A 23,344-nucleotide genomic window follows, 5' to 3' on the forward strand; every position below is an offset into this window, starting at 1 on the left:
CCTTCGCCCCTCACCCGTCCAGGTCGGCGATCTTCGCCGTCGACGGCTCGCGGCGCTGCTGGGCGGCGCGGGCCGTGAAGTCGGCGTTGCGCAGCACGCGCTGGACGTTGCCCCAGGTCAGCAGGGCCAGGTCGGGTTCGGACCAGCCGCGGTGCAGGAGCTCGGCGATCAGCAGCGGGTAGCAGGAGGCGTCGGCCAGGTCCTGCGGATGGGCGCTGCCGGCGTCGTAGGTGCCGGACAGGCCGACGCACTCGGGACCGGCGATCTCCCGGACGTGGTCGAGGTGGTCGGCGACGTCCCGGACCGACGGCCCGGCCTGCTCCGCCGTCAGCGGCACCATGCACAGGCCCCTGGCGGCGCGGAGCTCGGCGAGCAGGTCGTCGGGGAGGTTGGCCGGGTGCGGGCGCAGGGCACGGGCGGCCGACCGGGTGAACAGCACCGGCGCCTTGGAGACCGCGAGGGCACGGCGGACGGTGTCGGCGGAGGCGCCGGAGAGGTCGGCGAGCACGCCGAGCCGGTTCATCTCCCGCACGACCTCCTCGCCGAACCGGGTCAGCCCGGCCTCGCTCGCCCAGGACGCGCCGGTCAGCGTGAGGACACGCAGCCCGAGGGAGCGCAGGGAGCGCAGGATACCGAGGGAGTCGCCGAGGGCGGCGGCACCGGCGGGGCCGAGCAGGACGGCGATCCGGCCGCAGTTGCGGGCGTCGGTGACCTGCCCGGCGGCACCGGCCAGCCGCAGGCCCTCGGGGTGGGCGTGGACGACCGTCTTGACCAGGTCGAGCTGCTCCATGGTGGCCCCCACGGCCCGATCGCCGGCCAGCCCCTCCGGCAGGTGCAGCGACCAGAACAGCGCGCCGACGTGCCCTTCGCGCAGCCGCGGCACGTCGGTGTCCACGGAGCTCTCGCCGAGCTCCAGGTCGTACCAGGGCAGGTGTCTGAGGGCCCACGGCAGCCCGCTGTAACCGTCGGCGACGGGATGCGCGGCGAGGATGGCGTGGGCGCGCTCCAGCGGAGCGTCGTCCGGGTCGGAGACGGGGATGTACGGCTCCGCGGTCTCGAAGGGGTCCGGCAGGCCGTCGAGCCCGCCGACCTCGGTCGTCGTGTCCAGGTCGTGCTGGAGATCTGCCATGGCGGGCTCCGTACGTCGTGATCGTCCCGAAGGATCCCGAAGATGTACGGTCACCGTCGCACGGAGCCGGTGGGGCTTCCTGGTGGGTGGGGCGTTCGGGGGTCGGCCGGTCCAGCGACCCCCGCCGCCGCACCGCGTCAGCCGTCCAGTGCCCCGATCGTGGCGTTCGACGGTCCCCGCGTCTCCTGGAGCTCCCGCGCCACGTCCTCCGCGGCACCCAGCACGCGGACCGCGTTCTGCCAGGTCAGCTTGGCCAGGTCGGACCTGGACCAGCCGCGGTCGAGGAGCTCGGCGATCAGGTTCGGGTAGCCGGAGACGTCGTTCAGCCCGTCCGGGGTGAAGGCCGTGCCGTCGTAGTCGCCGCCGATGCCGAGGTGGTCGACGCCCGCGACCTCGCGCATGTGGTCCAGGTGGTCGGCGACCGTCGAGACCGTGGCGACCGGGCGCGGGTTGCGCTCCTCGAAGGCCCGGTGGATCTTCATCGCCTCCGGGCTGGTGTCGAGGTGGTGCAGGCCGTGGGCGCGCATGTTCTCGTCGGCCGCGGCCGTCCAGTCGACGGCGGCCTGGAGCACGAACTTCGGCACGAAGGTCACCATCGCCATGCCGCCGTTGCCGGGGAGGCGTTCCAGGACGTCGTCCGGGATGTTGCGGGGGTGGTCGCACACGGCCCGCGAGGAGGAGTGGGAGAAGATCACCGGCGCGCTCGTGGCGTCCAGTGCGTCCCGCATCGTCGTCACCGCGACGTGCGAGAGGTCGACGAGCATGCCGAGCCGGTTCATCTCCCGCACGACCTCACGGCCGAAGGCCGACAGCCCGCCGACGTCCGGCTCGTCGGTCGCCGAGTCCGCCCAGTCGTTGTTGTCGTTGTGGGTGAGCGTCATGTAGCGCACGCCGAGCGCGTACAGCCCTCGCAGCGTGCCGAGGGAGTTGGCGATCGAGTGGCCGCCCTCCGCGCCCATCAGGGAGGCGATACGGCCCTCCCGCCGGGCCGCCTCCATGTCCGCGGCGGTCAGCGCGGGGGCCAGGTCCGCCGGGTGGCGGGCCAGCAACTGCCGTACGCAGTCGATCTGCTCCAGCGTCGCCGGCACCGCGTCCGGCAGGTCCGAGCGCACGTACACGGACCAGTACTGCGCGCCGACCCCGCCCTCGCGCAGGCGCGGGATGTCGGTGTGCAGATGCGCGTTCTGGTGTCCGGCGATGTCGCGGGCGGCGAGGTCGTAGCGGACCTGCTCGCGCAGCGCCCAGGGCAGGTCGTTGTGGCCGTCGACGACCGGGAACTCGCGCAGGAGTTCCCGGGCCTGCTCCAGTGAGCTCACGGGCGTCACTTCCCGAAGCCGAAGCCGCCGCCGTTGCCCTCGGCCTTGGCGCGCAGGCGCTTGCCCTTCTCGGTGGCCTGGTCGTTCAGGTCCTGCTGGAAGTCGCGCATCTTCTGCAGCAGCTCCTCGTCGTGGGCGGCGAGGATACGGGCCGCGAGCAGCCCGGCGTTGCGGGCGCCGGCGACGGAGACGGTCGCCACGGGGACGCCGGCCGGCATCTGCACGATCGACAGCAGGGAGTCCATGCCGTCGAGGTACTTCAGCGGCACGGGCACGCCGACGACCGGCAGCGGGGTGACGGAGGCGAGCATGCCGGGCAGGTGGGCCGCGCCGCCGGCGCCCGCGATGATCACCTTCAGGCCCCGCTCGGCCGCCTGCTCGCCGTACGTGATCATCTCGCGCGGCATGCGGTGCGCGGAGACGACGTCGACCTCGTACTCGATCTCGAACTCGTCCAGGGCCTTGGCGGCGGCCTCCATGACCGGCCAGTCGCTGTCCGAACCCATGACGATGCCTACAACGGGGCTCATTCGGTGATCGTGCCTCTCAGGTAGCCGGCTGCGTGACGCGCGCGCTCGAGAACGTCGTCCAGGTCGTCGCCGTAGGTGTTGACGTGGCCGACCTTGCGGCCCGGCTTCACGTCCTTGCCGTACATGTGGATCTTCAGCTGGGGATCGCGGGCCATGCAGTGCAGGTACGCGGAGTACATGTCCGGGTAGTCGCCGCCGAGGACGTTGACCATCACCGTCCACTTGGCGCGCGGGCGCGGGTCGCCGAGCGGCAGGTCGAGGACGGCGCGGACGTGGTTGGCGAACTGCGAGGTGATCGCGCCGTCCTGGCTCCAGTGGCCCGAGTTGTGCGGGCGCATCGCCAGTTCGTTGACCAGGACGCGGCCGTCGCGGGTCTGGAACAGCTCGACGGCGAGGTGGCCGACGACGCCGAGCTCCTTGGCGATGGTCAGGGCCATCTCCTCGGCCTGGAGCGCGAGGGCCTCGTCGAGGTCGGGGGCGGGCGCGATGACCGTGTCGCAGACGCCGTTCACCTGCTGGGACTCCACCACCGGGTAGGCGACGGCCTGGCCGTGCGGGGAGCGGACGACGTTGGCGGCGAGCTCGCGGACGTAGTCGACCTTCTCCTCGGCCAGCACGGGGACGCCGGCGCGGAACGGGTCCTCGGCCTCCTCCGCGCTGTCCACGACCCACACGCCCTTGCCGTCGTAGCCGCCGCGGACCGTCTTGAGGACGACGGGGAAGCCGTCGCCCTCCGCGGCGAACGCGGCCACGTCGGCCGGATCGCTGACGATCCTGTGCCGCGGGCACGGGATGCCGAGCGCGTCGAGTCTCGCGCGCATCACGCCCTTGTCCTGGGCGTGCACGAGCGCCTCGGGGCCGGGGCGCACGGGGATGCCGTCCGCCTCCAGGGCCCGCAGGTGCTCGGTGGGCACGTGCTCGTGATCGAAGGTGATCACGTCACAGCCCTGCGCGAAAGCACGCAGCGTGTCCAGGTCGCGGTAGTCGCCGACGACGACATCGCCGACGACCTGGGCCGCGGAGTCCTGGGGAGTGTCACTGAGGAGCTTGAACCTGATGCCGAGCGGGATGCCTGACTCGTGTGTCATACGAGCGAGCTGGCCTCCGCCGACCATGCCGACTACCGGGAACGTCACGCCCCTAGGGTATCGGCCGCGCCGCGGGGACCGATTTCCGGCCTTTCCCGGGGGCTCTTACCGGGCTCTTCCCGGACTTTTCCCTCGCCTCCCCCGCTCTAGGCGACCTCTTTCCGACCTGTTTCCGACCTGTGAGCTCATGCACGGGCGATCGCCACGGGCGGTGGTTAGCATGGCTGGGTTGGCGGAAACGACGAAAAACGACGGTGATAGCGACCGGATGGGAGCCTCAAGGACCATGGAACAGGGTTCCTCCGGGCTGCGAAGGCTCACTCAGGAGATCGCCAAGTTCGGGGCGGTGGGTGCGCTCGGCACCGTCGTGAACTTCGGCGTCTCCAACCTGCTGTGGCATGTGACCAGCCTGCAGGCGGTCCGCGCCAACGTGATCGCGACCGTCGTCGCCATCGGCGTCAACTACCTGGGCTTCCGCTACTTCACCTACCGCGACCGCGACAAGAGCGCCCGGACCAGGGAACTGACGCTCTTCCTCGCGTTCAGCCTGGTCGGCCTGGTGATCGAGAACGGCGTGCTGTACGCCGCGATCTACGGCTTCGGCTGGGACAGCTCGCTGCAGCGGAACATCTTCAAGGTCGTCGGTATCGGGCTCGGCACGCTGTTCCGGTTCTGGTCGTACCGCACGTGGGTGTTCAAGGCGCTGCCCGCCCCGGAGGCCGTGACGGACGCGGATGCCTTTCTGGAGGCCGGGGCCTCGGCCCAGCTGGGGCGGCGAAAGGCCCGGCAGCGGGTCGGCTGACCCGGACTGACGCACGCCGGTCCGCTCGGCGCCCCCGTCCTCAGCGGACCGTCGGCTCCTCGTCCGTCTGGTGCCGCTTCAGGGGCGGTGTGCGGGACAGGAACAGGCCGAAGACCGGCGGCTTCGTCTGGAGCATCTCCAGGCGGCCGCCGTCCGCCTCCGCGAGATCGCGGGCCACGGCCAGGCCGATGCCCGTGGAGTTGCGGCCGCTGATGGTCCGCTCGAAGATGCGCGCGCCGAGGTCGGCCGGGACGCCCGGGCCCTCGTCGGTCACCTCCACCACCGCCTGGTTGCCGGTGACCCGGGTCCGCAGCGCCACCGTGCCCCCGCCGTGCATCAGCGAGTTCTCGATCAGGGCCGCCAGGACCTGCGCCACGGCCCCGGGGGTGCCCACGGCCTGCAGGTGCCGCTTGCCGGAGCTGACGATCGCCCGCCCCGCGCTGCGGTAGGCGGGCCGCCACTCCGCCAGCTGCTGCTGGATGACCTCGTCGAGGTCGAAGGAGACGGCGTTGCCGGCGCGGGGGTCGCGGGAGTTGGTGAGGAGACGTTCCACCACGTCCGTCAGCCTCTCGACCTGGGTCAGAGCGACGTTGGCCTCGTCCTTCACCGTGTCCGGGTCGTCGGTGAGGGTGATCTCCTCCAGCCGCATCGACAGCGCGGTGAGCGGCGTACGGAGCTGGTGGGAGGCGTCGGCGGCCAGGCGCCGTTCGGCGGTGAGCATCCGGGCGATGCGCTCGGCGGAGGAGTCCAGGACGTCCGCGACCCGGTCCAGCTCGGGGACGCCGTAGCGCTTGTGGCGGGGGCGCGGATCGCCCGAGCCCAGCCGTTCCGCGGTCTCGGCGAGGTCGGTGAGCGGGGAGGCGAGGCGGTTGGCCTGGCGGATCGCGAGGAGTACGGCGGCCACGACCGCGAGCAGCGCGACCAGGCCGATGATCAGCAGGGTCCGTCCGACCTCGCGGCTGACGGTCGAGCGGGGCTCCTCGACGACGACCGTCTCGCCCTCCTCACCGGTGGCGTGGCCCCGGATGACCTCGCCCTCGGGCTTGGTGCCGAGGGTGAAGGAGGACTGCCCGGGGATCGTGACCACGGCGTAGCGGTCGCCGGTGACCTGGTTGTGCAGCACCTGCGGGTTGACCGCCCCCGCCCCGATCAGCCGGCTGTCCACGATGCTGGCCAGCCGCTGGGCCTCGGAACTCACGCGCTCCTGGGCGCTGTTGCTGATGGTCCGCGTCTCGACGATGACGAGGGAGACGCCGAAGACGGCGATGACCACCAGCACCACGGCGAGGGTGGACTGGATGAGACGACGACGCACGAACTCCTCCGGACAGTGGCTTCAAACACCCTCTGGGCAACGCCGTGAAGGGGCGCGGGGAACTGCGCGACCAGCCCCCACGCACCGGCGTCCGCGCCATACGCCCGAGCCACGACGGCGCAACGCGCGTAGCCGGCTAGCTCTTCTCGAACCGGAACCCGACACCCCGCACCGTCGCGATGTACCGCGGGTTCGCCGCGTCGTCGCCCAGCTTCTTGCGCAGCCAGGAGATGTGCATGTCGAGCGTCTTCGTGGACGACCACCAGGTGGTGTCCCACACCTCGCGCATCAACTGGTCGCGGGTGACGACCCGTCCCGCGTCCCGCACCAGCACCCGCAGCAGGTCGAACTCCTTGGCGGTCAGCTGCAGTTCCTCGTCCCCCATCCAGGCCCGGTGCGACTCGACGTCGATCCGCACGCCGTGCGTCGCCGGGGGCTGCGCCGGCTCGGCGGCGCCGCGCCGCAGCAGGGCCCGGACCCGGGCGAGCAGTTCGGCGAGCCGGAAGGGCTTGGTGACGTAGTCGTCGGCGCCCGCGTCGAGGCCGACGACGGTGTCCACCTCGTCGGCCCGCGCGGTCAGGATGAGGATCGGCACGGTGTGGCCTTCGGCACGCAGTCGGCGGGCGACCTCGAGGCCGTCCATGCCGGGCAGACCGAGGTCCAGCACGACCAGGTCGACGCCGCCCTGCATTCCGGCGTCGAGCGCGGTGGGTCCGTCCTCGCGCACCTCCACCTCGTACCCCTCCCGGCGCAGTGCGCGGGCCAGCGGTTCCGAGATGGACGCGTCGTCCTCGGCGAGCAGTACACGGGTCATGAGGTGATGGTAGTCCGCTCCCGACAGGTACTGGGGTGTGATCGGCACGCGTGATTCTTACCTTCGTACGCATCGAAACGAACCTGTGCATCAGTGGGGCGATCTTGTAAAGGACCTTGGAAACGCGGTGTACGGTTCCGAGGTCACCTGTGATTCACGTCTCAAGTCCTTCCTTTTCCGGCACTGTTCTGCCGTATGGTGAAAAAACAACGCCTGTAGCACTGCGGGGACCTTTGGCGGCAAAGACGCCGAAGGTCTCTTTTGTGTGCGGTAACCCCCACCAGCAAGGAACGACCATGGCGTCCAGCCTGACGAAGGACTCGGTCCGCCCGGAGACCCCCGGCACCGGGAAGACCTTCTTCGGCCACCCCCGCGGACTGGCCACTTTGTTCATGACCGAGATGTGGGAGCGCTTCTCCTACTACGGCATGAAGGCCCTGCTCACCGTCTACCTGCTCTCCGGCGGCCCCGACGCCGGCAAGCACAGCATGGGTGGCGGTCTCGCGATGGACGTGGCCACCACCACGGTGATCGTCTCCGTCTACTCGGCGATGGTGTACCTGCTCGCCATGCCCGGCGGCTGGCTCGGTGACCGCGTCTGGGGCCCCCGCAAGACGGTGGCCATCGCGGCCGTCACGATCATGTCCGGTCACGTCGTCCTGGCGATCCCCGGCGGCGAGGGTCCCTTCTTCGCGGGTCTGGCGCTGGTCGCGGCCGGTTCCGGTCTACTCAAGGCCAACATCTCCACGATGGTGGGCCACCTCTACGACGGTCCGGACGACCCGCGGCGCGACGGCGGGTTCACGATCTTCTACATGGGCATCAACGCGGGCGCGTTCTTCGCCCCGCTGGCCATCGGCACCGTCGGCCAGAAGGTCAACTGGCACCTCGGCTTCGGCATGGCCGCGGTGGGCATGGCCATCGGCCTGGCCGCGTTCCTGCTCGGCACCCGCCACCTGAGCCCGGTCAGCAACGTCGTCCCGAAGCCGCTGGCGGCCGAGGAGCGCAGGACCTGGCTGCGCAAGGGGCTGTTCTGGCTGCTCGCGGCGACGGTCTTCTACGGCGTCGTCGCCCTCACCGGCCACTTCACCCTGAACTGGGCGATGATCCCGCTCACCGTGATCGGCCTGGTCATCCCGGCGGGCGTGCTGCTGCGCATCAAGCGGGACAAGGAGCTGACGACCACCGAGCAGTCGAAGATGACCGGGTACATCTGGTTCTTCGTCGCGGCCGCGGTCTTCTGGATGATCTACGACCAGGGCGCCTCGACGGTCCAGGCCTTCGGTGAGGGCAAGGCCTCGACGTCGCTGCTCGGCTTCGGCTTCCCGACCTCCTGGTACCAGTCGCTGAACCCGCTGTTCATCATGGCGCTGGCCCCGGTCTTCGCCTGGGTGTGGGTGTGGCTGAACCGCCGGGGCAAGGAGCCCAGCACCATCGTGAAGTTCTCGATGGGCCTGGTGCTGATCGGCGTCTCGTTCTTCTTCTTCCTGATCCCGCTCGCCATGGCGGCGAACGGGACCGCGGTCAGCCCGATGTGGCTGGTGGGCATCTACTTCATCCAGACCGTGGGTGAGCTGTGCCTGTCGCCGGTGGGCCTGTCGGTGACGACGAAGATGGCGCCGGCCAAGTACGCCAGCCAGATGATGGGCGTGTGGTTCCTCGCGGTCACCGCGGGCGACTCGATCACCGGCCTGCTGTCCAACCCGGCCGTCGCCGGTGTCGACCTCGGCGGCACGGGAGCGGTCTTCGGCGAGGCGGCCCTCGCGGCGCTCGCGGGCTTCGCGGTGTGGATGTACCGCCGCAAGGTGAAGACCCTGATGGGCGACGTGCGCTGACGCCCGCCCCTGACGGCGTGAGGGCCGCCGTACCGATCCGGTACGGCGGCCCTCACGCGTGTCGTGACGTGCCCGTCAGGCCTTGGTCTCGACCGACCAGGAGCGGGTGAAGCTGCTGAAGCCGCACATCACGGTCGACTTCTGCCCCGGCTTCACCCACGGCCCGAACAGGATCCACGGGATCTCGTGCGGGGCGCCGCGTCCGCGCACCACGTCGCAGACGAGCTTGACGCGGTGCTTGGAGATCTTCTTGCCCGAGCCGGACTTCCGGCACGAGGACGTCGCCTTGGGCCGGCCCAGGTCCAGATGCACCTCGGCCTTGCACGTGTACTTGGCCGCCGCGGCCTGGGCCGGCACCGCCGCCGCCAGTCCGGTCCCGGTCGCCATGAGGACGGCGGCGAGCATGCCGCCCGCCGCCTTCTTCCCCCAGATCATTTGCTCCTCTTTCCTTCGCGGGGCGCAGGGCACGATGGTCAATCGTTCAACTGCTCTTTTCCCCGCCATGCTGTGCACTGTTCGCTTGCTTGTGCGAACAAGGGGACGTTATGCCGGCGATGATCAAGGAAGCAAACGACACGTGATCTTCTGAGCAAGGTCTGAGGCAGCCGCGCCTCACCGGGTCCGTCGGCCCGGCATGAAGGTGAAGACCGCCGCGCCCAGCAGCACCGCCGTGCCGGCCACCAGGCCCAGGGCCTTCAGGGCGCCGTGGTCGCTCGAACCCGTCTCCGCCAGGCCGCCGCCCGACGCCGAGGACGAGGACGACGACGTGCCGCCGGACGTCGAGGTGCCGCCGGAGGCGCCGCTCGCCTGCTGGGTCGTGTCCAGGGTCAGCGACACCGCCGTCCGGTCCGGCTTGCAGGTGGTGGTCGTGCCCAGGGCGTTGATGGTCAGGACACCCGGGGAGAGGGTCGAACTGCCGCTCGCACCGGGCTTGTAGGTGCCCGTCAGGTCGGGGATCTCGATCGGGTCGCCCGACTTGATGGGCTGGGAGTTGGCCGGCCCCTCCACATGCACCGTGCCCTTGTCGGAACCGCCGAGGACGACCTCCATGGAGGGCTTGACCGAACCCGCCGGGATGTCGGCGGGGCTGTCCATCACCGACTTCTTGAACTGCACCGTCAGACCGAAACTGCCGCCGTCCTTCTTGGCGTTGATCTGGATGGGCGAGGTCGCCTTCTTCTCGCCGATCGGGGACTGGCAGGTGTAGGGGATGTCGACCTCCTTGCCGGTGAAGTCGGTCTGGCCGTCCCCGGTGCCGTCGCTCGCGGACGCGGAGGCGGAGGCCGAACCGGTCGCGGTCGGCGTGTCCGTGGGGGTCGCCGAGGAGGTGGCGGTGTCCGTCGGTGTCGCCGACGTCGTCCCCCCGCCACCCGGCGCCACCTCGATCGTGGCCGCCTTCTGGACCGTCTCCTTCGGCGTGCACTTGGTGTCCGTGGACATGGCGTTGACCGTGTACGCGTCCGGCGTCAGCGTCACCTCACCGGCCGTCGTCAGCTTCAGGGTGCCCTTCATGTCGGAGAGGACCATGGCGCCGCCCTTGGGGATCGCCGGGTTCTCCCGCGGCCCCTGCATCGCTATGTCCGCGGTCTGCGCGCCGGCCGCCTTCAGGGTGCCCGACGGCTGGACGGAGTTGGCGGGCAGGTCGATGATGTCCGGGTTCTTGGAGGCCGCCTGGACGAACTTCCACACGACGGTCACGGTGTCGCCGACCTTCGCGGTGGCGGGCGCGGTGATCTCGACCTTGGTGGTGCCGTCGACGGGATCGATGCCGGCCGGCGGCACGCAGTGCGTCGCGAACGACACTTCCGCCGCCTGCGCGGACCCGGCGGCCAGCCCCAGCAGGGCCCCCGCGCCGCCGAGCACCAGCGCGGCGCCCGCCGCGAGCGGCCTCGCCCGTCCGCCCGGTGTGACTCTCCTTCGCTTTCTCACGTCGTTCCCTTCCTGGTGGGAGTCGTGGGACTCGTCGGACTGTCGTCGTGCGGTGCGGAGAGCCGACCGGCCGTGTTCGGATCGGAGTCCGGGGTGAACCACGGCAGGGTCGAGGCGGTCGGGGGCGCCGCGTGGGCACCCGGCTTCTGGTTGCCCAGGCCCGGCAGGCGCAGGGCGATTTCGGGCAGGCGCAGCCCGCGGTGGCGCAGGCCGCCGGCGCGGCGGGGCCGCACCCGGTCCACGATCGCCATCCCGGCGCGGAACAGCGCCGCCGGGACGACCAGGCAGACCAGGACCCAGAACAGGGTCACGCCCCAGGGGCGGCCCACCCCCCAGGGCTGCTCGGCGAGGACCTTCCCGCCGTACTTCAGGGAGACGGTGTAGTCGCCGTGCGCGCCCGCGGAGAGCTCGACCGGCAGCCTGATCCGCGCCTTCTTGCCGGAGCCGAGAGTGCCGCGCCACTCCTGGTCCTCCCACTGCGGAGCGAACACCCCGTGGGAGGTGCCCACTTGGAACACCGGGTTCCTGATCGGCGAGGTGCCGACGTTGCCGACGGTGAAGACGAGGGTGCGCGAGGGCGGCGCGCCGAACCAGGTGAGCAGGCCGCCGGCACCGTCGAGCCGGGTGTCGGTCAGGATCGACAGGCGCCCGCCTGAGGGCTGGGCCGGCAGGGGCTCCACTGCGTGCCCGGCCACCTTCAGCACCGCGTCCGCCTGCGCCTTCGCGCCCTCCACGGTCGCCACGTGCACGACGCACGGGCAGGGCACCGGCGGCTCGGCGACGGGCAGTTTCCTGGTGAAGGAGCCCTTGGCGTCGGTGGTGACGGCGCGGCCGTCGCCGTTGGCACAGGAGTTGGTGCCGCCGAGCACCCCGCGCGACGGCGTGGACCGTCCGCAGACGAGCATCATCAGCAGGGCGTGCGGCCGCCAGCCGCTGCCGCTGACGGTGAGCGAACCCCCGGTCCCCGCCTGGGCGGTGGAGAGCCTCACGCTCGGCCCGTCGGCCGCCGCCGTCCCCGCCGTCAGCGGCAGCAGGAGCAGGGCGAACACCGCCAGCAGCGCGGCCGTCCTCACCTTGCCGTTCACGTCACCGCTCCCGTCGACTCGACTTCCCTGTCCGGGCGTTCGGGGGCTTCCTCGGGCGGGCGGCGCCCGCGCCGTCGTAGTCGTACGAGGAACAGCGCGCCCCCCGCCGTGACCGCGCCCGCCCCTCCCGCCACCCCGCCCCACGGCACGAACCGCGCCGACGCGGCGGCCGAGCCCCGCGCGCCGCCGGGTGCCGTCACCGTCAGGCGGACGTCGACCGCGTCCAGGGCGGGGTGGTCGCGCCAGGGCTCGGTGAGCCGCAGCCGGCGGCCGGGCGCGAGGCGGACCGGCAGGGTGCGCGGCGCACGGTCGAGGACCGGGCCGAGCAGGCCGTCCGCGTGCACGGCGAGGGTCGGGACGAGCGTGGTCGTACCGCGGTTGACCAGGTCGTACGTGATGCGGTCGGCGTGCACGGACACCCGCTCGACGGTCAGCGCGGACAGCTTCGGTCCGCCCGCCCGCAGCCGGAGCGCGACCGTGGCCGTGCGGCCGTCCTGGTCGCGGGCGACGATCTCGCCGCTGCGGTCGGCGCGGGCGCTCACCGTGAAGGGGATGTCGGCGCGGGTCCGGGCGGGCACGCGGACGCGGCTTTGCGCAAAGACGGCCCGGACCCCCCGGACGCCGAGCCGCACGACGACCGTCCGCCCCCCGCGGTTGGTCACCGACACCGTGTCCTGCAGGACCGCCCCGGGCGCCCCCTCGGCGTAGAAGGAGGGCCGCGACCCCCCGGCGGGCGCGAGCGACCACCCGTCCGCCGCGCTCGCGGCGGGAGCGGCCGTCAGCAGGACCAGCAACGGCAGACCCAGGACGGCCGGAACACGGACGGGTGAGGGCATCGGGCGGCTCCAACGACGGTCCGGAGGCGACGGGCGAGGCGGTCGGCGGGTCGGCGGGGGCTCGGGGGAATCGGGACGGCTCTGGTGCCGTGGCCGTCGGCGAGCGCCGTACCGCCGGCCGCGGCCCCGCTCAGCGGCGCGCGCGGGCCGTCTGGTTCCTGCGGGTGATCCACAGCGCGCCCGCCGCTCCGGCGAGGAGCACCGTGCCGCCGAGGGTGCCCAGGGCGATCGCGGAGTCGTCGGGTCCGGTCTGCGGCAGGGCGCCGCCGGAGTCCGAGCCGGTCGTGCCCGTCGTGCCGGTCCCGCCGGAGGTGCCGCCGCCCGCCGCCGTGACGTCGAGGGTCAGCGCCGGGCCCGGGTTGTTGGAGGGCGTGCACGTGGTCGTCGTACCGAGCGCCTTGATGGTGAGCACGCCCGGTGTGAAGGTCACGCTGCCCGTTTTCTTGGGCGTGTACGTCCCCGTCAGGTCGCTGATCTTGATGGGCGTGTTGGCGGGGATCGCCGCCTGGTTGGCGGGGCCGCTGACGCTCAGCGTGCCGCTGTCGGCGCCGCCCAGCTTGATGGTGGCGCTCGGGTTCATCGCCCCCTTGCCCAGCTCCACCGGGCTGGAGGAGACGCCCTTCTGCCAGGACATGGTGATCTTGTATCCGCCGCCGCTCTTGACGCCGGTGATGTCGATGGGCGAGACGGCGCTCTTGTCGCCGATGGGCGTCTTGCACTGGTAGTTGACGTCGACGACCTTGGCCTGGGCCGCGGGGGCGGCCATCAGCACCGCCGAGCCCGCCAGGGCCGCGACGGACGCGAGCGCGGCGGTCCGATTCCGGTACGACACGATGTCCGCTCCCTCTCGGTTTCCTGACGGCACATCAGATGGGCCGTCAAGGTACGCCCGGGCCCTTGAGGAGGGAAGAGAAGATGCGCGCCGGAGTTGTGCGGATCCGGCGCGTGCGAAGGGGGGTTCGGTGGAGGAAGTGACCGTCGGTAACTCCAGCCGGGAGACCCGAGGGGCTACGCGGGAGCGCCCAGTTCCGCCCAGACCGTCTTGCCCGCCACCCCCGGGGTCCGTACGACGCCCCAGTCCAGGCACAGGCGCTGCACGATGAACATGCCGTGACCGCCGGGGCGGCCCGCGCGGTGCGGCGTGCGCGGTGCCGGCTGGCCGGCGCCGCGGTCGGAGACCTCCAGTCGGATCACCTTGTTGTCGAGGGCGATCCACAGCTCGCTGGGGCCCTCGGCGTGCAGGCAGGCGTTGGTGACCAGCTCGGACACCACGAGCAGCACGTCCTCGGCGGCGGCCCGCTGGTCGGCGCCGTCGGCCGGCAGCCAGCCCCACGCGTACAACGCCTGGCGGGTGAAGTCGCGAGCGAGCGGGACGACGCCGCTGGCCCCGTCGAAGCTCAGCCGGCGGACCTGGCGTCCCCCTGACGACACGGACGCCGCGGACGACGCGGCAGCCCCCTCGGCGGACGCCCCGGTCATGGGCGCGCCCCCCTCGGACGTCCCGGAAGCGCCGCTGGGCTCCGGGCCGCGGTCGCCCGGCGGGTAAGGCCGGGTGGTGCTCATCAGCGCTTCACCTCACCGATTCACCAGTTCACGTTTCAAAAGTCTGTACGTGGCTCGACGGCTTTTCCTGTCGGTATGCCGTCTTCTTCTTTCGTTTTCCCTCGTTCGCTCACCGCGTCCGCCGACAGGCTCAGGATGTCTCCTGCCCGACCGAACCGGCAGAACACCCCCTGTTTCGGCACGGAAAGCGTGACATCCGAAAAGTGCCGGTCACACGGGGGCGGGCGGAACGGGCCCGGCGTCCTGCCGGGCCCGCCCTGCCGGGGTCAGCCGGATTGGTCGGCCAGGGCCGCCTCGAGCGTGTCGTGGACGGTGAAGACCGCCTCCGCTCCGGTGATCTCGAAGACCCGGGCCACCACCGGGAGCATCCCGGCGAGGTGGACACCGCCGCCGGCGGCCTCCGCCTTCAGCCGGGCACCCAGAAGCACGTTGAGGCCCGTGGAGTCGCAGAACTCCAGCCGTGAGCAGTCCACGACCAGCCGCTTGAATCCCTTGGCGAGGCAGTCCTCGAGGGGCTCGCGCAACAGATCGGCCGTATGGTGATCCAACTCACCTGCCGGCGTCACGACTGCACTGGAGCCCTCTTCCCTGACCTCCACCAGAAGCCGGCCAGACTGTGCGCTGCCGACCGTCCCGCGGTCCATGCCGTCTCTCTCTCCCGACGTCGTGGCTGCTGACGTACGCCCTCGAACACTACGCCTTCCTCACACTTCCCGACACCCGAACAACCCCCCACAAACGGACATAGCCGCACGTAACGCACTTGCGGCGGGTGTGGAAAAGCGGGTAGGGCTAGTAGGGATACGTAACCGACACGGCCGGCTTTGGAGGCGCCGCACACCGCAGTGCACGCACTGGCTTCGGCAGCCATATGCCGAGAACGATGGAGGACATCATGTCACCCCGGCTCGACGCACCGCATACCCGGCAGGCGACGTCGACACCCACTCCGGAACATCTTGCTCCCATCGAGAGCATCGAGAGCGCCGAGAACGACGGCCCCGTCGGCACGGACGCACTCGCCGGACTCCCGGAGATCCCGCCCTACGACGAGGTCGGTCCGGTCGACGCGCGAGCGCTGTCGAAGACCCTCTTCGCGCGACTGGAGTCCCTCGAGGAGGGCACGTACGAGTACGCGTACGTCCGCAACACCCTCGTGGAACTCAACCTCGCGCTCGTCAAGTTCGCCGCCTCCCGATTCCGTTCACGCAGTGAGCCGATGGAGGACATCATCCAGGTCGGCACCATCGGCCTGATCAAGGCGATCGACCGCTTCGAACTCTCTCGGGGCGTGGAGTTCCCGACTTTCGCGATGCCAACCATCGTGGGTGAGATCAAGCGCTTCTTCCGCGACACCTCGTGGTCCGTGCGGGTCCCGCGCCGGCTGCAGGAGCTGCGGCTCGACCTGGCCAAGGCCGGGGACGAGCTGGCCCAGCAGCTGGACCGGGCGCCCACGGTCGCCGAGCTCGCGGAGCGCCTGGGCCTGACCAAGGACGAGGTCGTCGAGGGCATGGCGGCGTCGAACGCCTACACCGCCTCCTCGCTGGACGCCCAGCCGGAGGAGGACGACGCGGAGGGCGCCCTCGCGGACCGGATCGGCTACGAGGACCACGGCATCGAGGGCATCGAGTACGTCGAGTCCCTCAAGCCGCTGATCGCCGAACTCCCCGCCAGGGACCGGAAGATCCTCTCGCTGCGCTTCGTCGCGGGCATGACCCAGTCGGAGATCGGCGACGAACTCGGCATCTCCCAGATGCACGTCTCCCGGCTGCTGTCGCGGACACTGGTACGGCTGCGCAAGGGGCTGACGCTGGAGGAGTAGCACCGTGGCGGCTCCGGGGCCGGCCAGCCCGGGGGCGGCGACGCCCGGCACCCGATGTCGCAGGCGCCGCCCCAGGCCACTCATGGGTTACCCAAAGAAACCCTTTCCCCAGAGCTTCGTTTCCACCACTATGGGCCCCCTACCTGCCGGTAAACCGGATTCGGCGGAACGCGGCGGGATGCCGGAAGGGGGCCTGGAGATGGCCGGGGCCTACGGGACCGACAACGACGTCGCGACCGAGGGCGGTGCGTACGCCGACGTGCCCGACGCGCGGCTGACCGAACTGCTGCGGGCCCGCACCGCCATCGTCTACCCGGCTCTGCGCGAGCTTCGCGCCCGCCACCAGCCCGCGGTCCTCGCCTACGCGCGCCTGTGCACGGCGAGCGAGTCCGCGGCCCGCCAGCTGGCCTCGCAGGCCTTCACCCTGGCGGCCCGTCAGACGGCCCGCGGCACCGAGCCGTCGGTCCCGCTGCGGCACGAACTGCTGCTGCTGACCGGCCGGCTGGCAGCCTCCTGGGCCGGTGACGAACGGGCCGCGGGCCTGGACCCCGGCCTGCTGTTCACCCTGAGCACCTGGGGCCCGCAGACGGTTCCCGAACCGCCGATGCTCGCCGCCTTCCGGTCCCTGCCCTCCCGCGCGCAGGGACTGGTCTGGTACGGCGTGGTGGAGCGCGAGCCGGAGCCGCGGACGGCCCTGCTGCTCGGTCTGACCCGCGAGGACGTCGCCCACGAGACGCCCTCGGCCCTCCAGGCCATGGCCCAGGCCTGTCTCCGCTCCCGCCTCGCCGCCTCCGGCGACCCGCGGTGCGGGAACTTCGGCCGGCTGATCGAGGAGTCGGTACGCCCGCACCAGCCGCGTGAGAGCGCCGACCTGCGGGCCCACATGATCCACTGCGCCCACTGCACGGCGGCGTACACGGACCTCGCCGCCCTGCGCGACTCCCCGCGCACCGCCCTGGCGGAGGGGCTGCTGCCCTGGTCGGGAACGGCCTACGCCACCCGCGCCATGACGGCCGCCGAGTCGAGGGGAGGGGCCACGGGGCGCGCCGGCGCCGGGCGGCGGCGGTCGAAGTCCGGCGGACGGTCCAGAGCCGTACCGCCGCTCGCCCGTATCCCGTTCCTCGTGGGCCCGGCCGCGTGGCCCGCCTCCCGGCGGCTGCTGCTGACCGCCGTCGCCCTCGGCGTGGCGCTGACCCCGTTGCTGGTGTTCACGCTGTCGCGCAGCGGGGACGCGCCGGCTCCGGCACCGGGTGGGCCGGCGGGCACCGTGGACACGCCGACGGCTCCCCCGCAGGCGACGGCCGCCTCGCCCACCGCGTCGTCGCCCTCGGGGGCGCGGAGTTCGGCCCCGTCGCAGTCGGCGAAGCCCCGCCCCTCCTCCGCCCACGCCCCGAACGGCACCTACGCCCAGATCGTGAACGCCTCGACGGGCCGCTGCCTGGACATCAGCGGCGGCGACCTGAGCAACGGCACCAACGTCGTCACGGCGCCCTGCTCCGGCGCCGACACCCAGCGCTGGCGGGTGGACGCGGCGCGCGGCATCGTGCAGTCGTACGCCGACTCGGACTTCTGTCTGGACAGCCGGGGCTCCGTGGACCGGGGCGTCGGCATCTGGGACTGCGGTTCGCTGGACGGCGACCACGGACGGAACCTGCGGTTCACGGTGGACTCCGACGGCCTGATCCGCCCCGCCATCGCCGTCGGGACGGCCGTCACGCCGGGCGGCGGCGACGGTGTGTCGCTGCGGCCGCTGAGCGGAGGCCGGGAGCAGCGCTGGCGGGCGGGGGCTTCCTGACCTCCGGTCAGCCCTGGCGCACGCCCCGCCGCCACACGTCGGTGACCAGCGGCACGCCCGGGCGGTAGGCCAGGTGGACGTGGCTCGGGGCGTCGAGGACGATCAGGTCGGCGCGGGCGCCCGGGGCGAGCCGGCCGACGTCCGTGCGGCGGAGCGCCGCCGCGCCGCCCGCCGTGGCCGACCAGACCGCCTCGTCCGGGGTCATGCCCATGTCCCGTACGGCGAGGGCGATGCAGAAGGGCACGGAGGACGTGAAGGACGAGCCCGGGTTGCAGTCGGTGGAGAGGGCGACGGTGGCGCCCGCGTCCAGCAGGCGGCGCGCGTCGGGCCACTCGGCGCGGGTGGAGAACTCGGCGCCGGGCAGGAGGGTGGCGACCGTGTCACCGTTCGCCAGGGCGTCGACGTCCGCGTCGGTGAGGTGGGTGCAGTGGTCGGCGCTGGCCGCGTCCAGTTCGACGGCCAGCTGGACGCCGGGGCCGTAGGAGAGCTGGTTGGCGTGGATGCGGGGGTGGAGGCCCTTCGCCTTGCCGGCGGTGAGGATCGCGCGGGCCTGGTCGCCGTCGAAGGCGCCCTTCTCGCAGAAGACGTCGATCCAACGGGCGTGCGGCGCGCAGGCGTCGAGCATCTCGCCGGTGACGAGGGAGACGTAGGCGGCAGGGTCGTCGGCGAAGTCGGGCGACACGATGTGGGCGCCGAGGTAGGTGACCTCGTCGGTGTGCGCGGCGGCGATCCGCAGGGCGCGGGCCTCGTCGGCGACGGTGAGGCCGTAGCCGGACTTGGTCTCGAAGGTGGTGGTGCCCTGCCGCAGGGCCTCGGCGAGGTAGCGGGTGAGGTTGGCCTCCAGCTCCTCGTCGGAGGCGGCGCGGGTGGCGGCGACGGTCGTGCGGATGCCGCCGGCACTGTAGGAGCGGCCGGACATGCGGGCGTTGAACTCCTGGGTGCGGTCGCCCGCGAAGACCAGGTGGGAGTGGGAGTCGACGAAGCCCGGCAGGACCGCGCGGCCACCGGCGTCGACCCGGTTGTCAGTGGCGGGTGCTTTGCTTGACGCACCGATCCACACGACCCGGTCGCCCTCGATGACGACGGCCGCGTCCTGGATCAGCCCGAGGGGAGAACCGTCGCCCAGGGAGGGGGAGTTGGTGACCAGCGTGGCGATGTCGGTGATGGCGGTGCTGCTGCTCATGGCGTCCTCGTGGGTGGTCGTCAGGCGCGGAGCGCTTCGATCGCCCGCGCGAGGGCTTGCGGCACATTCGGTACGAGGGTGTGCGCCCCGTCGCGTACGACGTGCCGCCCGCCCACGATCGTGTGCCGTACGTCCGCTGCCGTCGCCGCGAATACGGCCGTCTCGGCCCCGAGCCTGGGCAGCGGCCCGGCCGTCCTGACCGAGTCGAGCGCGATGGTCGTCAGGTCGGCGAGGGCCCCGGCCTCGATGGCGCCCGCCTCCTGCCAGCCGAGGGCCGCGTGGCCGTCGGCGGAGGCCGCGCGCAGCAGTGCCGCCGCGGTCCAGTGACCCCGGCTGCGGGTGCGCAGCCGCTCGTTCAGCTCCATCGCGCGGGCCTCTTCGAGCAGGTCGATGACGGCGTGGCTGTCGGAGCCGAGGCTGAGCGGGGAGCCTGCGGCCTGCAGGGCGGGGGCGGGGCCGATGCCGTCGGCGAGGTCCCGCTCGGTGGTCGGGCACATGCAGGTGCCGGTGCCGGTGCCGCCGAGCAGGGCGATGTCCTCGTCGGTGAGGTGTGTGTTGTGGACGCCGGTGGTGCGGCGGCCGAGGACGCCGTGGTCGGCGAGCAGCCGGGTCGGGGTGCAGCCGTGGGCGGCCTGGCAGGCGTCGTTCTCGGCGGTCTGCTCGGACAGGTGCACATGGAGCGGGGCCTGCCGCTCCTCGGCCCAGCGTGCGACGGTCGCCAACTGGGTGGCGGGCACGGCCCGTACGGAGTGGACGGCCGCCCCGATCCGCGCGTGGTCGCGTTCCTTGAGAACGGAACAGCGTTCGGCCCAGGCCTCGGCGGTGCCGTCGGAGAAGCGCAGCTGGTGGCTGTCGGGCGCCTCGCCGAAGCCGGAGGACAGGTAGGCGGTGTCGAGGAGGGTGATGCGGATGCCGGCCTCGGCGGCGGCCGCGACGAGCGCCTCGCCCATCGCGTTGGGGTCGGCGTAGCGGGTGCCGCCGGGGGCGTGGTGCAGGTAGTGGAACTCGCCGACGGCGGTGATGCCGGCGAGGGCCATCTCGGCGTACACGGCGCGGGCGAGCGCGTGGTAGCTGTCCGGGGTGAGCCTGTCGGCCGTGGCGTACATGACCTCGCGCCAGGTCCAGAAGGTGCCGGAGCCGACCTGGACGGTGCCGCGCAGGGCGCGGTGGAAGGCGTGCGAGTGGGCGTTGGCGAGGCCCGGAAGGGTCAGTCCGCGCAGGATCTCCGCGCCGGGCGGCGGGCTGTCGGCGCCCGTACGGACGGCGGTGACGCGGCCGCCGTCGATGCTCAGGACGACGCCCGGCTCGACGTGGGTGCCGAACCAGGCGTGCTCCAGCCAATACGTCCGCGTGGTCACCTGCAGGCCAGTCCTTCCAGTACGTCGGCGAGGGCGAGCACCCCGGCCACGCAGTCGTCCTCGGCGGCGTGCTCGGCCGGGGAGTGCGAGACGCCCGTGGGGTTGCGCACGAACAGCATGGCGGTCGGGATGCGCCCGGAGAGGATTCCGGCGTCGTGTCCGGCGCCGGTGCCCAGCACCGGGACGCGGAGGTCGGTGTCCTCGCCGAGGATGCGGGCGAGTTCGTCGCGCAGGGCGTGGTCGAACTCGACGACGGGCGTGAAGGACTCCCGGACGACGTCGAGGTCCACGCCGTGGGCGGCGGCGTACTCGCGGGCGGCCTTCTCCACGCCGGTGACCACGAGGTCGAGGGTGTGCTGGTCGGCGGCGCGGGAGTCGAGCCAGCCGCGCACCCGGGACGGGATGGCGTTGACGCCGTTCGGCTCGACGGCGATCTTGCCGAAGGTGGCGACGGCCCCGGCCAGTTCGGCCTCACGGCGGGCGGCGAGCACGGTCTCGGCGTACGACAGCATCGGGTCGCGGCGGTCCACCAGGCGGGTGGTGCCGGCGTGGTTGGCCTCGCCCCGGAAGTCGAAGCGCCAGCGCCCGTGCGGCCAGATGGCGCTCGCGATGCCGACCCGGTCGCCGGACAGGTCCAGCGCCCGGCCCTGCTCGACGTGCAGTTCGACGAAGGCCCCGATCCGGTCGAGCCGCTCGGGGTCGGCGCCGATGGCGTCGGGGTCGTACCCCGCGGCCTCCATGGCCCGCGGGAGGCTCACGCCGTCCCCGTCGGTCAGCCGGTGGGCCTGCTCGACGGTGAGCTGCCCCGCGGTCAGCCGGGAGCCGACGCAGGCGAGGCCGAAGCGGGCGCCCTCCTCGTCACCGAAGTTGACGAGGGCGAGCGGTTTGGTGAACTCCACTCCCCTGCGGCTCAGTTCGTCGAGCGCGGCGAAGGAGGACACGACGCCGAGGGGCCCGTCGAAGGCGCCGCCGTCGGGCACGGAGTCGAGATGGGACCCGGTGACGACGGCGTCCCCGGCGGCGGGGTCGCCGAGCCAGGCCCACTGGTTGCCGTTCCGGTCCACCTCGTAGGCGAGCCCCCGCGCCTCGGCTTGCTCCCTGAACCACTCCCGGCACTCGGCATCGGCCCCGGTCCAGGCGAACCGGCGGTAGCCGCCGGAGCCGGCATGCCGCCCGACGGGAAGCAGCTCACGCCACATCTCCTGGAAGGAGGCACCGGCCCGCCCGGGCTGCGAGCCCTCCGCCTCGGCCCGCACCCCGGAGTTGCCGCTGTTTGTCACGCGTCGTCACCCTCGCGCATCGGCACCCGCACACCCCGCTCGTCGGCGACCGTCTCGGCGATGTCGTAGCCGGCGTCGACGTGGCGGATGACGCCCATGCCGGGGTCGTTCGTCAGGACGCGGCGGATCTTCTCGCCGCCCAGCTTCGTGCCGTCGGCGACCGTCACCTGACCGGCGTGGATGGACCGGCCCATGCCCACGCCGCCGCCGTGGTGGATGGACACCCAGGAGGCGCCGGAGGCCACGTTCACCATGGCGTTCAGCAGCGGCCAGTCGGCGATGGCGTCGGAGCCGTCGAGCATGGCCTCGGTCTCGCGGTAGGGCGAGGCCACGGACCCGCAGTCCAGGTGGTCGCGGCCGATGGCCAGCGGAGCCGCCAGCTCGCCGCTCGCCACCATGTCGTTGAACCGCTCGCCGGCCTTGTCCCGCTCGCCGTAGCCGAGCCAGCAGATGCGCGCGGGCAGGCCCTGGAAGTGGACCCGCTCCCCGGCCATCTTGATCCAGCGGGCGAGGGACTCGTTCTCCGGGAAGAGCTCCAGGAGCGCCTTGTCGGTCTTGGCGATGTCGGACGCCTCACCCGACAGCGCGGCCCACCTGAAGGGGCCCTTGCCCTCGCAGAACAGCGGGCGGATGTAGGCGGGGACGAAGCCAGGGAAGGCGAACGCCCGCTCGTACCCGGCCAGTTGCGCCTCGCCGCGGATGGAGTTGCCGTAGTCGAAGACCTCCGCGCCGGCGTCCATGAAGCCGACCATCGCCTCGACGTGCTTCGCCATCGACTCACGGGCGCGCGTGGTGAACCCGGCCGGGTCCTTGGCGGCCGCGTCCGCCATGTCGTCGAAGTCGACGCCGAGCGGCAGGTACGCCAGCGGGTCGTGGGCCGAGGTCTGGTCGGTGACGATGTCGATGGGGGCGCCCATGGCGAGCAGCTGCGGGACCAGTTCGGCGGCGTTGCCGAGGACACCGATGGACAGCGGGCGGCGGGCGTCCCGGGCCTCGGTGGCCAGCTGGAGGGCGTGGTCGAGGGAGTCGGCCTTCACGTCCAGGTAGCGGTGCTCGATGCGGCGCTCGATGGCGCGCGGGTCGCAGTCGATGCAGAGGGCGACGCCGTCGTTCATGGTGACGGCGAGCGGCTGGGCGCCGCCCATGCCGCCGAGGCCGGCGGTGAGGGTGATCGTCCCGGCGAGGGTGCCGCCGAACTTCTTCGCGGCGACGGCGGCGAAGGTCTCGTAGGTGCCCTGGAGGATGCCCTGGGTGCCGATGTAGATCCAGGAGCCGGCGGTCATCTGGCCGTACATGGTCAGGCCGAGGGCCTCCAGGCGGCGGAACTCCTCCCAGTTGGCCCAGTCGCCGACGAGGTTGGAGTTGGCGATGAGGACGCGCGGAGCCCACTCGTGGGTCTGCATGACGCCGACCGGGCGGCCGGACTGGACCAGCATGGTCTCGTCCTGCTTGAGGGTCCTCAGCGTGCGGACCATCGCGTCGAAGGAGCGCCAGTCGCGGGCGGCCTTGCCGGTGCCGCCGTAGACGACGAGCTTGTCGGGGTGCTCGGCGACCTCGGGGTCGAGGTTGTTCTGCAGCATCCGAAGGGCGGCTTCCTGCTGCCATCCCAGGGCGCTCAGTTCCGTACCGCGCGGCGCTCGGACGGGGCGGGGTCCTGACATGGT

At 72.1% G+C, this 23,344-nt stretch carries 21 protein-coding genes; 4 read left to right on the forward strand and 17 right to left on the reverse strand.

Translation table 11 applies throughout. The annotated features are described in order from the left end of the window. Positions 1-10 precede the first annotated feature (10 nt). From LN251_RS10345 to LN251_RS10360, 4 genes are all read right to left on the reverse strand, one after another. Positions 11-1,129 (reverse strand): dipeptidase, encoded by a 1,119-nt coding sequence (locus tag LN251_RS10345; RefSeq protein WP_458244174.1) that lies wholly within the window; start codon positions 1,127-1,129, stop codon positions 11-13. A 137-nt stretch (positions 1,130-1,266) separates the two neighbouring features. Further along, entirely contained in the window at positions 1,267-2,445 is a 1,179-nt protein-coding gene (locus LN251_RS10350; RefSeq protein ID WP_458244175.1) for a dipeptidase, read from the reverse strand. 5 nt (positions 2,446-2,450) lie between these two features. Next, positions 2,451-2,975 (reverse strand): 5-(carboxyamino)imidazole ribonucleotide mutase, encoded by a 525-nt coding sequence (gene purE / locus LN251_RS10355; protein ID WP_249839475.1) that lies wholly within the window; start codon positions 2,973-2,975, stop codon positions 2,451-2,453. After that, complete coding sequence (locus LN251_RS10360) at positions 2,972-4,111, reverse strand: 5-(carboxyamino)imidazole ribonucleotide synthase (RefSeq protein ID WP_458244176.1); 1,140 nt, start codon at positions 4,109-4,111, stop codon at positions 2,972-2,974. The genes purE and LN251_RS10360 overlap by 4 nt, the downstream gene beginning before the upstream one ends. Positions 4,112-4,349: 238 nt before the next feature. On the opposite strand from LN251_RS10360, the gene LN251_RS10365 reads away from it, so the two are divergent. Further along, positions 4,350-4,865: a GtrA family protein gene (locus LN251_RS10365; protein ID WP_458244177.1), complete on the forward strand. Its 516-nt coding sequence runs from the start codon at positions 4,350-4,352 to the stop codon at positions 4,863-4,865. A 40-nt stretch (positions 4,866-4,905) separates the two neighbouring features. On the opposite strand, the gene LN251_RS10370 is transcribed toward LN251_RS10365, so the two are convergent. Together LN251_RS10370 and LN251_RS10375 are read right to left on the reverse strand one after the other, a co-directional pair. Further along, the gene (locus tag LN251_RS10370; RefSeq protein ID WP_458244178.1) at positions 4,906-6,180 is read right to left on the reverse strand and encodes an ATP-binding protein; all 1,275 of its coding nucleotides are present in this window, start codon (positions 6,178-6,180) and stop codon (positions 4,906-4,908) included. 136 nt (positions 6,181-6,316) lie between these two features. Next, positions 6,317-6,994, reverse strand: a complete 678-nt coding sequence (locus LN251_RS10375; protein WP_058928367.1) for a response regulator transcription factor — start codon at positions 6,992-6,994, stop codon at positions 6,317-6,319. A gap of 296 nt (positions 6,995-7,290) precedes the next feature. On the opposite strand from LN251_RS10375, the gene LN251_RS10380 reads away from it, so the two are divergent. Beyond that, entirely contained in the window at positions 7,291-8,829 is a 1,539-nt protein-coding gene (locus LN251_RS10380) for a peptide MFS transporter (RefSeq protein WP_458244179.1), read from the forward strand. Between the two features lie 75 nt (positions 8,830-8,904). On the opposite strand, the gene LN251_RS10385 is transcribed toward LN251_RS10380, so the two are convergent. The 7 genes from LN251_RS10385 to LN251_RS10415 all read right to left on the reverse strand — a co-directional run bounded on the left by LN251_RS10385 (position 8,905) and on the right by LN251_RS10415 (position 14,886). Next, positions 8,905-9,264: a hypothetical protein gene (locus LN251_RS10385; RefSeq protein ID WP_458244180.1), complete on the reverse strand. Its 360-nt coding sequence runs from the start codon at positions 9,262-9,264 to the stop codon at positions 8,905-8,907. A 177-nt stretch (positions 9,265-9,441) separates the two neighbouring features. Next, complete coding sequence (locus LN251_RS10390; protein ID WP_458246687.1) at positions 9,442-10,692, reverse strand: hypothetical protein; 1,251 nt, start codon at positions 10,690-10,692, stop codon at positions 9,442-9,444. 62 nt (positions 10,693-10,754) lie between these two features. Next, complete coding sequence (locus LN251_RS10395; protein WP_458244181.1) at positions 10,755-11,843, reverse strand: hypothetical protein; 1,089 nt, start codon at positions 11,841-11,843, stop codon at positions 10,755-10,757. Next, positions 11,840-12,679: a hypothetical protein gene (locus tag LN251_RS10400; protein WP_458244182.1), complete on the reverse strand. Its 840-nt coding sequence runs from the start codon at positions 12,677-12,679 to the stop codon at positions 11,840-11,842. The genes LN251_RS10395 and LN251_RS10400 overlap by 4 nt, the downstream gene beginning before the upstream one ends. Before the next feature lie 130 nt (positions 12,680-12,809). After that, positions 12,810-13,511, reverse strand: coding sequence for an LPXTG cell wall anchor domain-containing protein (locus LN251_RS10405; RefSeq protein WP_458244183.1), 702 nt, complete (start codon positions 13,509-13,511; stop codon positions 12,810-12,812). A 176-nt stretch (positions 13,512-13,687) separates the two neighbouring features. Then, entirely contained in the window at positions 13,688-14,242 is a 555-nt protein-coding gene (locus LN251_RS10410) for an ATP-binding protein (RefSeq protein WP_458244184.1), read from the reverse strand. A gap of 266 nt (positions 14,243-14,508) precedes the next feature. Further along, positions 14,509-14,886, reverse strand: a complete 378-nt coding sequence (locus LN251_RS10415) for an STAS domain-containing protein (RefSeq protein WP_058924921.1) — start codon at positions 14,884-14,886, stop codon at positions 14,509-14,511. Positions 14,887-15,125: 239 nt separating this feature from the next. Between LN251_RS10415 and LN251_RS10420 the strand changes: the two genes are divergently transcribed. Together LN251_RS10420 and LN251_RS10425 are read left to right on the forward strand one after the other, a co-directional pair. Further along, positions 15,126-16,064, forward strand: a complete 939-nt coding sequence (locus LN251_RS10420; protein WP_458244185.1) for an RNA polymerase sigma factor SigF — start codon at positions 15,126-15,128, stop codon at positions 16,062-16,064. Between the two features lie 199 nt (positions 16,065-16,263). Further along, complete coding sequence (locus LN251_RS10425) at positions 16,264-17,859, forward strand: ricin-type beta-trefoil lectin domain protein (protein WP_458246688.1); 1,596 nt, start codon at positions 16,264-16,266, stop codon at positions 17,857-17,859. A 7-nt stretch (positions 17,860-17,866) separates the two neighbouring features. Here the strand turns inward: LN251_RS10425 and hutI are convergent, their stop codons facing one another. The 4 genes from hutI to hutU form a co-directional block, all read right to left on the reverse strand. Then, positions 17,867-19,042 (reverse strand): imidazolonepropionase, encoded by a 1,176-nt coding sequence (hutI, locus tag LN251_RS10430; RefSeq protein ID WP_458244186.1) that lies wholly within the window; start codon positions 19,040-19,042, stop codon positions 17,867-17,869. Positions 19,043-19,062: 20 nt separating this feature from the next. After that, a complete protein-coding gene (locus LN251_RS10435) occupies positions 19,063-20,406 on the reverse strand; it encodes a formimidoylglutamate deiminase (RefSeq protein ID WP_458246689.1) in 1,344 nt (447 codons plus the stop codon). Continuing rightward, the gene (locus tag LN251_RS10440) at positions 20,397-21,599 is read right to left on the reverse strand and encodes an allantoate amidohydrolase (protein WP_458246690.1); all 1,203 of its coding nucleotides are present in this window, start codon (positions 21,597-21,599) and stop codon (positions 20,397-20,399) included. The genes LN251_RS10435 and LN251_RS10440 overlap by 10 nt, the downstream gene beginning before the upstream one ends. A 77-nt stretch (positions 21,600-21,676) precedes the next feature. Next, entirely contained in the window at positions 21,677-23,341 is a 1,665-nt protein-coding gene (gene hutU, locus LN251_RS10445; protein ID WP_458244187.1) for a urocanate hydratase, read from the reverse strand. Between the last annotated feature and the right edge of the window lie 3 nt (positions 23,342-23,344).

It is taken from the genome of Streptomyces sp. MAI_2237 (assembly GCF_054189285.1).

Excerpts from the sequence above, each read along its gene's own strand:
- LN251_RS10345 (WP_458244174.1), bottom strand. The coding sequence starts at position 1,129 with ATGGCAGATCTCCAGCACGACCTGGACACGACGACCGAGGTCGGCGGG.
- purE (WP_249839475.1), bottom strand. The coding sequence starts at position 2,975 with ATGAGCCCCGTTGTAGGCATCGTCATGGGTTCGGACAGCGACTGGCCG.
- LN251_RS10365 (WP_458244177.1), top strand. The coding sequence starts at position 4,350 with ATGGAACAGGGTTCCTCCGGGCTGCGAAGGCTCACTCAGGAGATCGCC.
- LN251_RS10375 (WP_058928367.1), bottom strand. The coding sequence starts at position 6,994 with ATGACCCGTGTACTGCTCGCCGAGGACGACGCGTCCATCTCGGAACCG.
- LN251_RS10380 (WP_458244179.1), top strand. The coding sequence starts at position 7,291 with ATGGCGTCCAGCCTGACGAAGGACTCGGTCCGCCCGGAGACCCCCGGC.
- LN251_RS10385 (WP_458244180.1), bottom strand. The coding sequence starts at position 9,264 with ATGATCTGGGGGAAGAAGGCGGCGGGCGGCATGCTCGCCGCCGTCCTC.
- LN251_RS10400 (WP_458244182.1), bottom strand. The coding sequence starts at position 12,679 with ATGCCCTCACCCGTCCGTGTTCCGGCCGTCCTGGGTCTGCCGTTGCTG.
- LN251_RS10410 (WP_458244184.1), bottom strand. The coding sequence starts at position 14,242 with ATGAGCACCACCCGGCCTTACCCGCCGGGCGACCGCGGCCCGGAGCCC.
- LN251_RS10415 (WP_058924921.1), bottom strand. The coding sequence starts at position 14,886 with ATGGACCGCGGGACGGTCGGCAGCGCACAGTCTGGCCGGCTTCTGGTG.
- LN251_RS10420 (WP_458244185.1), top strand. The coding sequence starts at position 15,126 with ATGGAGGACATCATGTCACCCCGGCTCGACGCACCGCATACCCGGCAG.
- LN251_RS10425 (WP_458246688.1), top strand. The coding sequence starts at position 16,264 with ATGGCCGGGGCCTACGGGACCGACAACGACGTCGCGACCGAGGGCGGT.
- hutI (WP_458244186.1), bottom strand. The coding sequence starts at position 19,042 with ATGAGCAGCAGCACCGCCATCACCGACATCGCCACGCTGGTCACCAAC.
- LN251_RS10440 (WP_458246690.1), bottom strand. The coding sequence starts at position 21,599 with ATGTGGCGTGAGCTGCTTCCCGTCGGGCGGCATGCCGGCTCCGGCGGC.
- hutU (WP_458244187.1), bottom strand. The coding sequence starts at position 23,341 with ATGTCAGGACCCCGCCCCGTCCGAGCGCCGCGCGGTACGGAACTGAGC.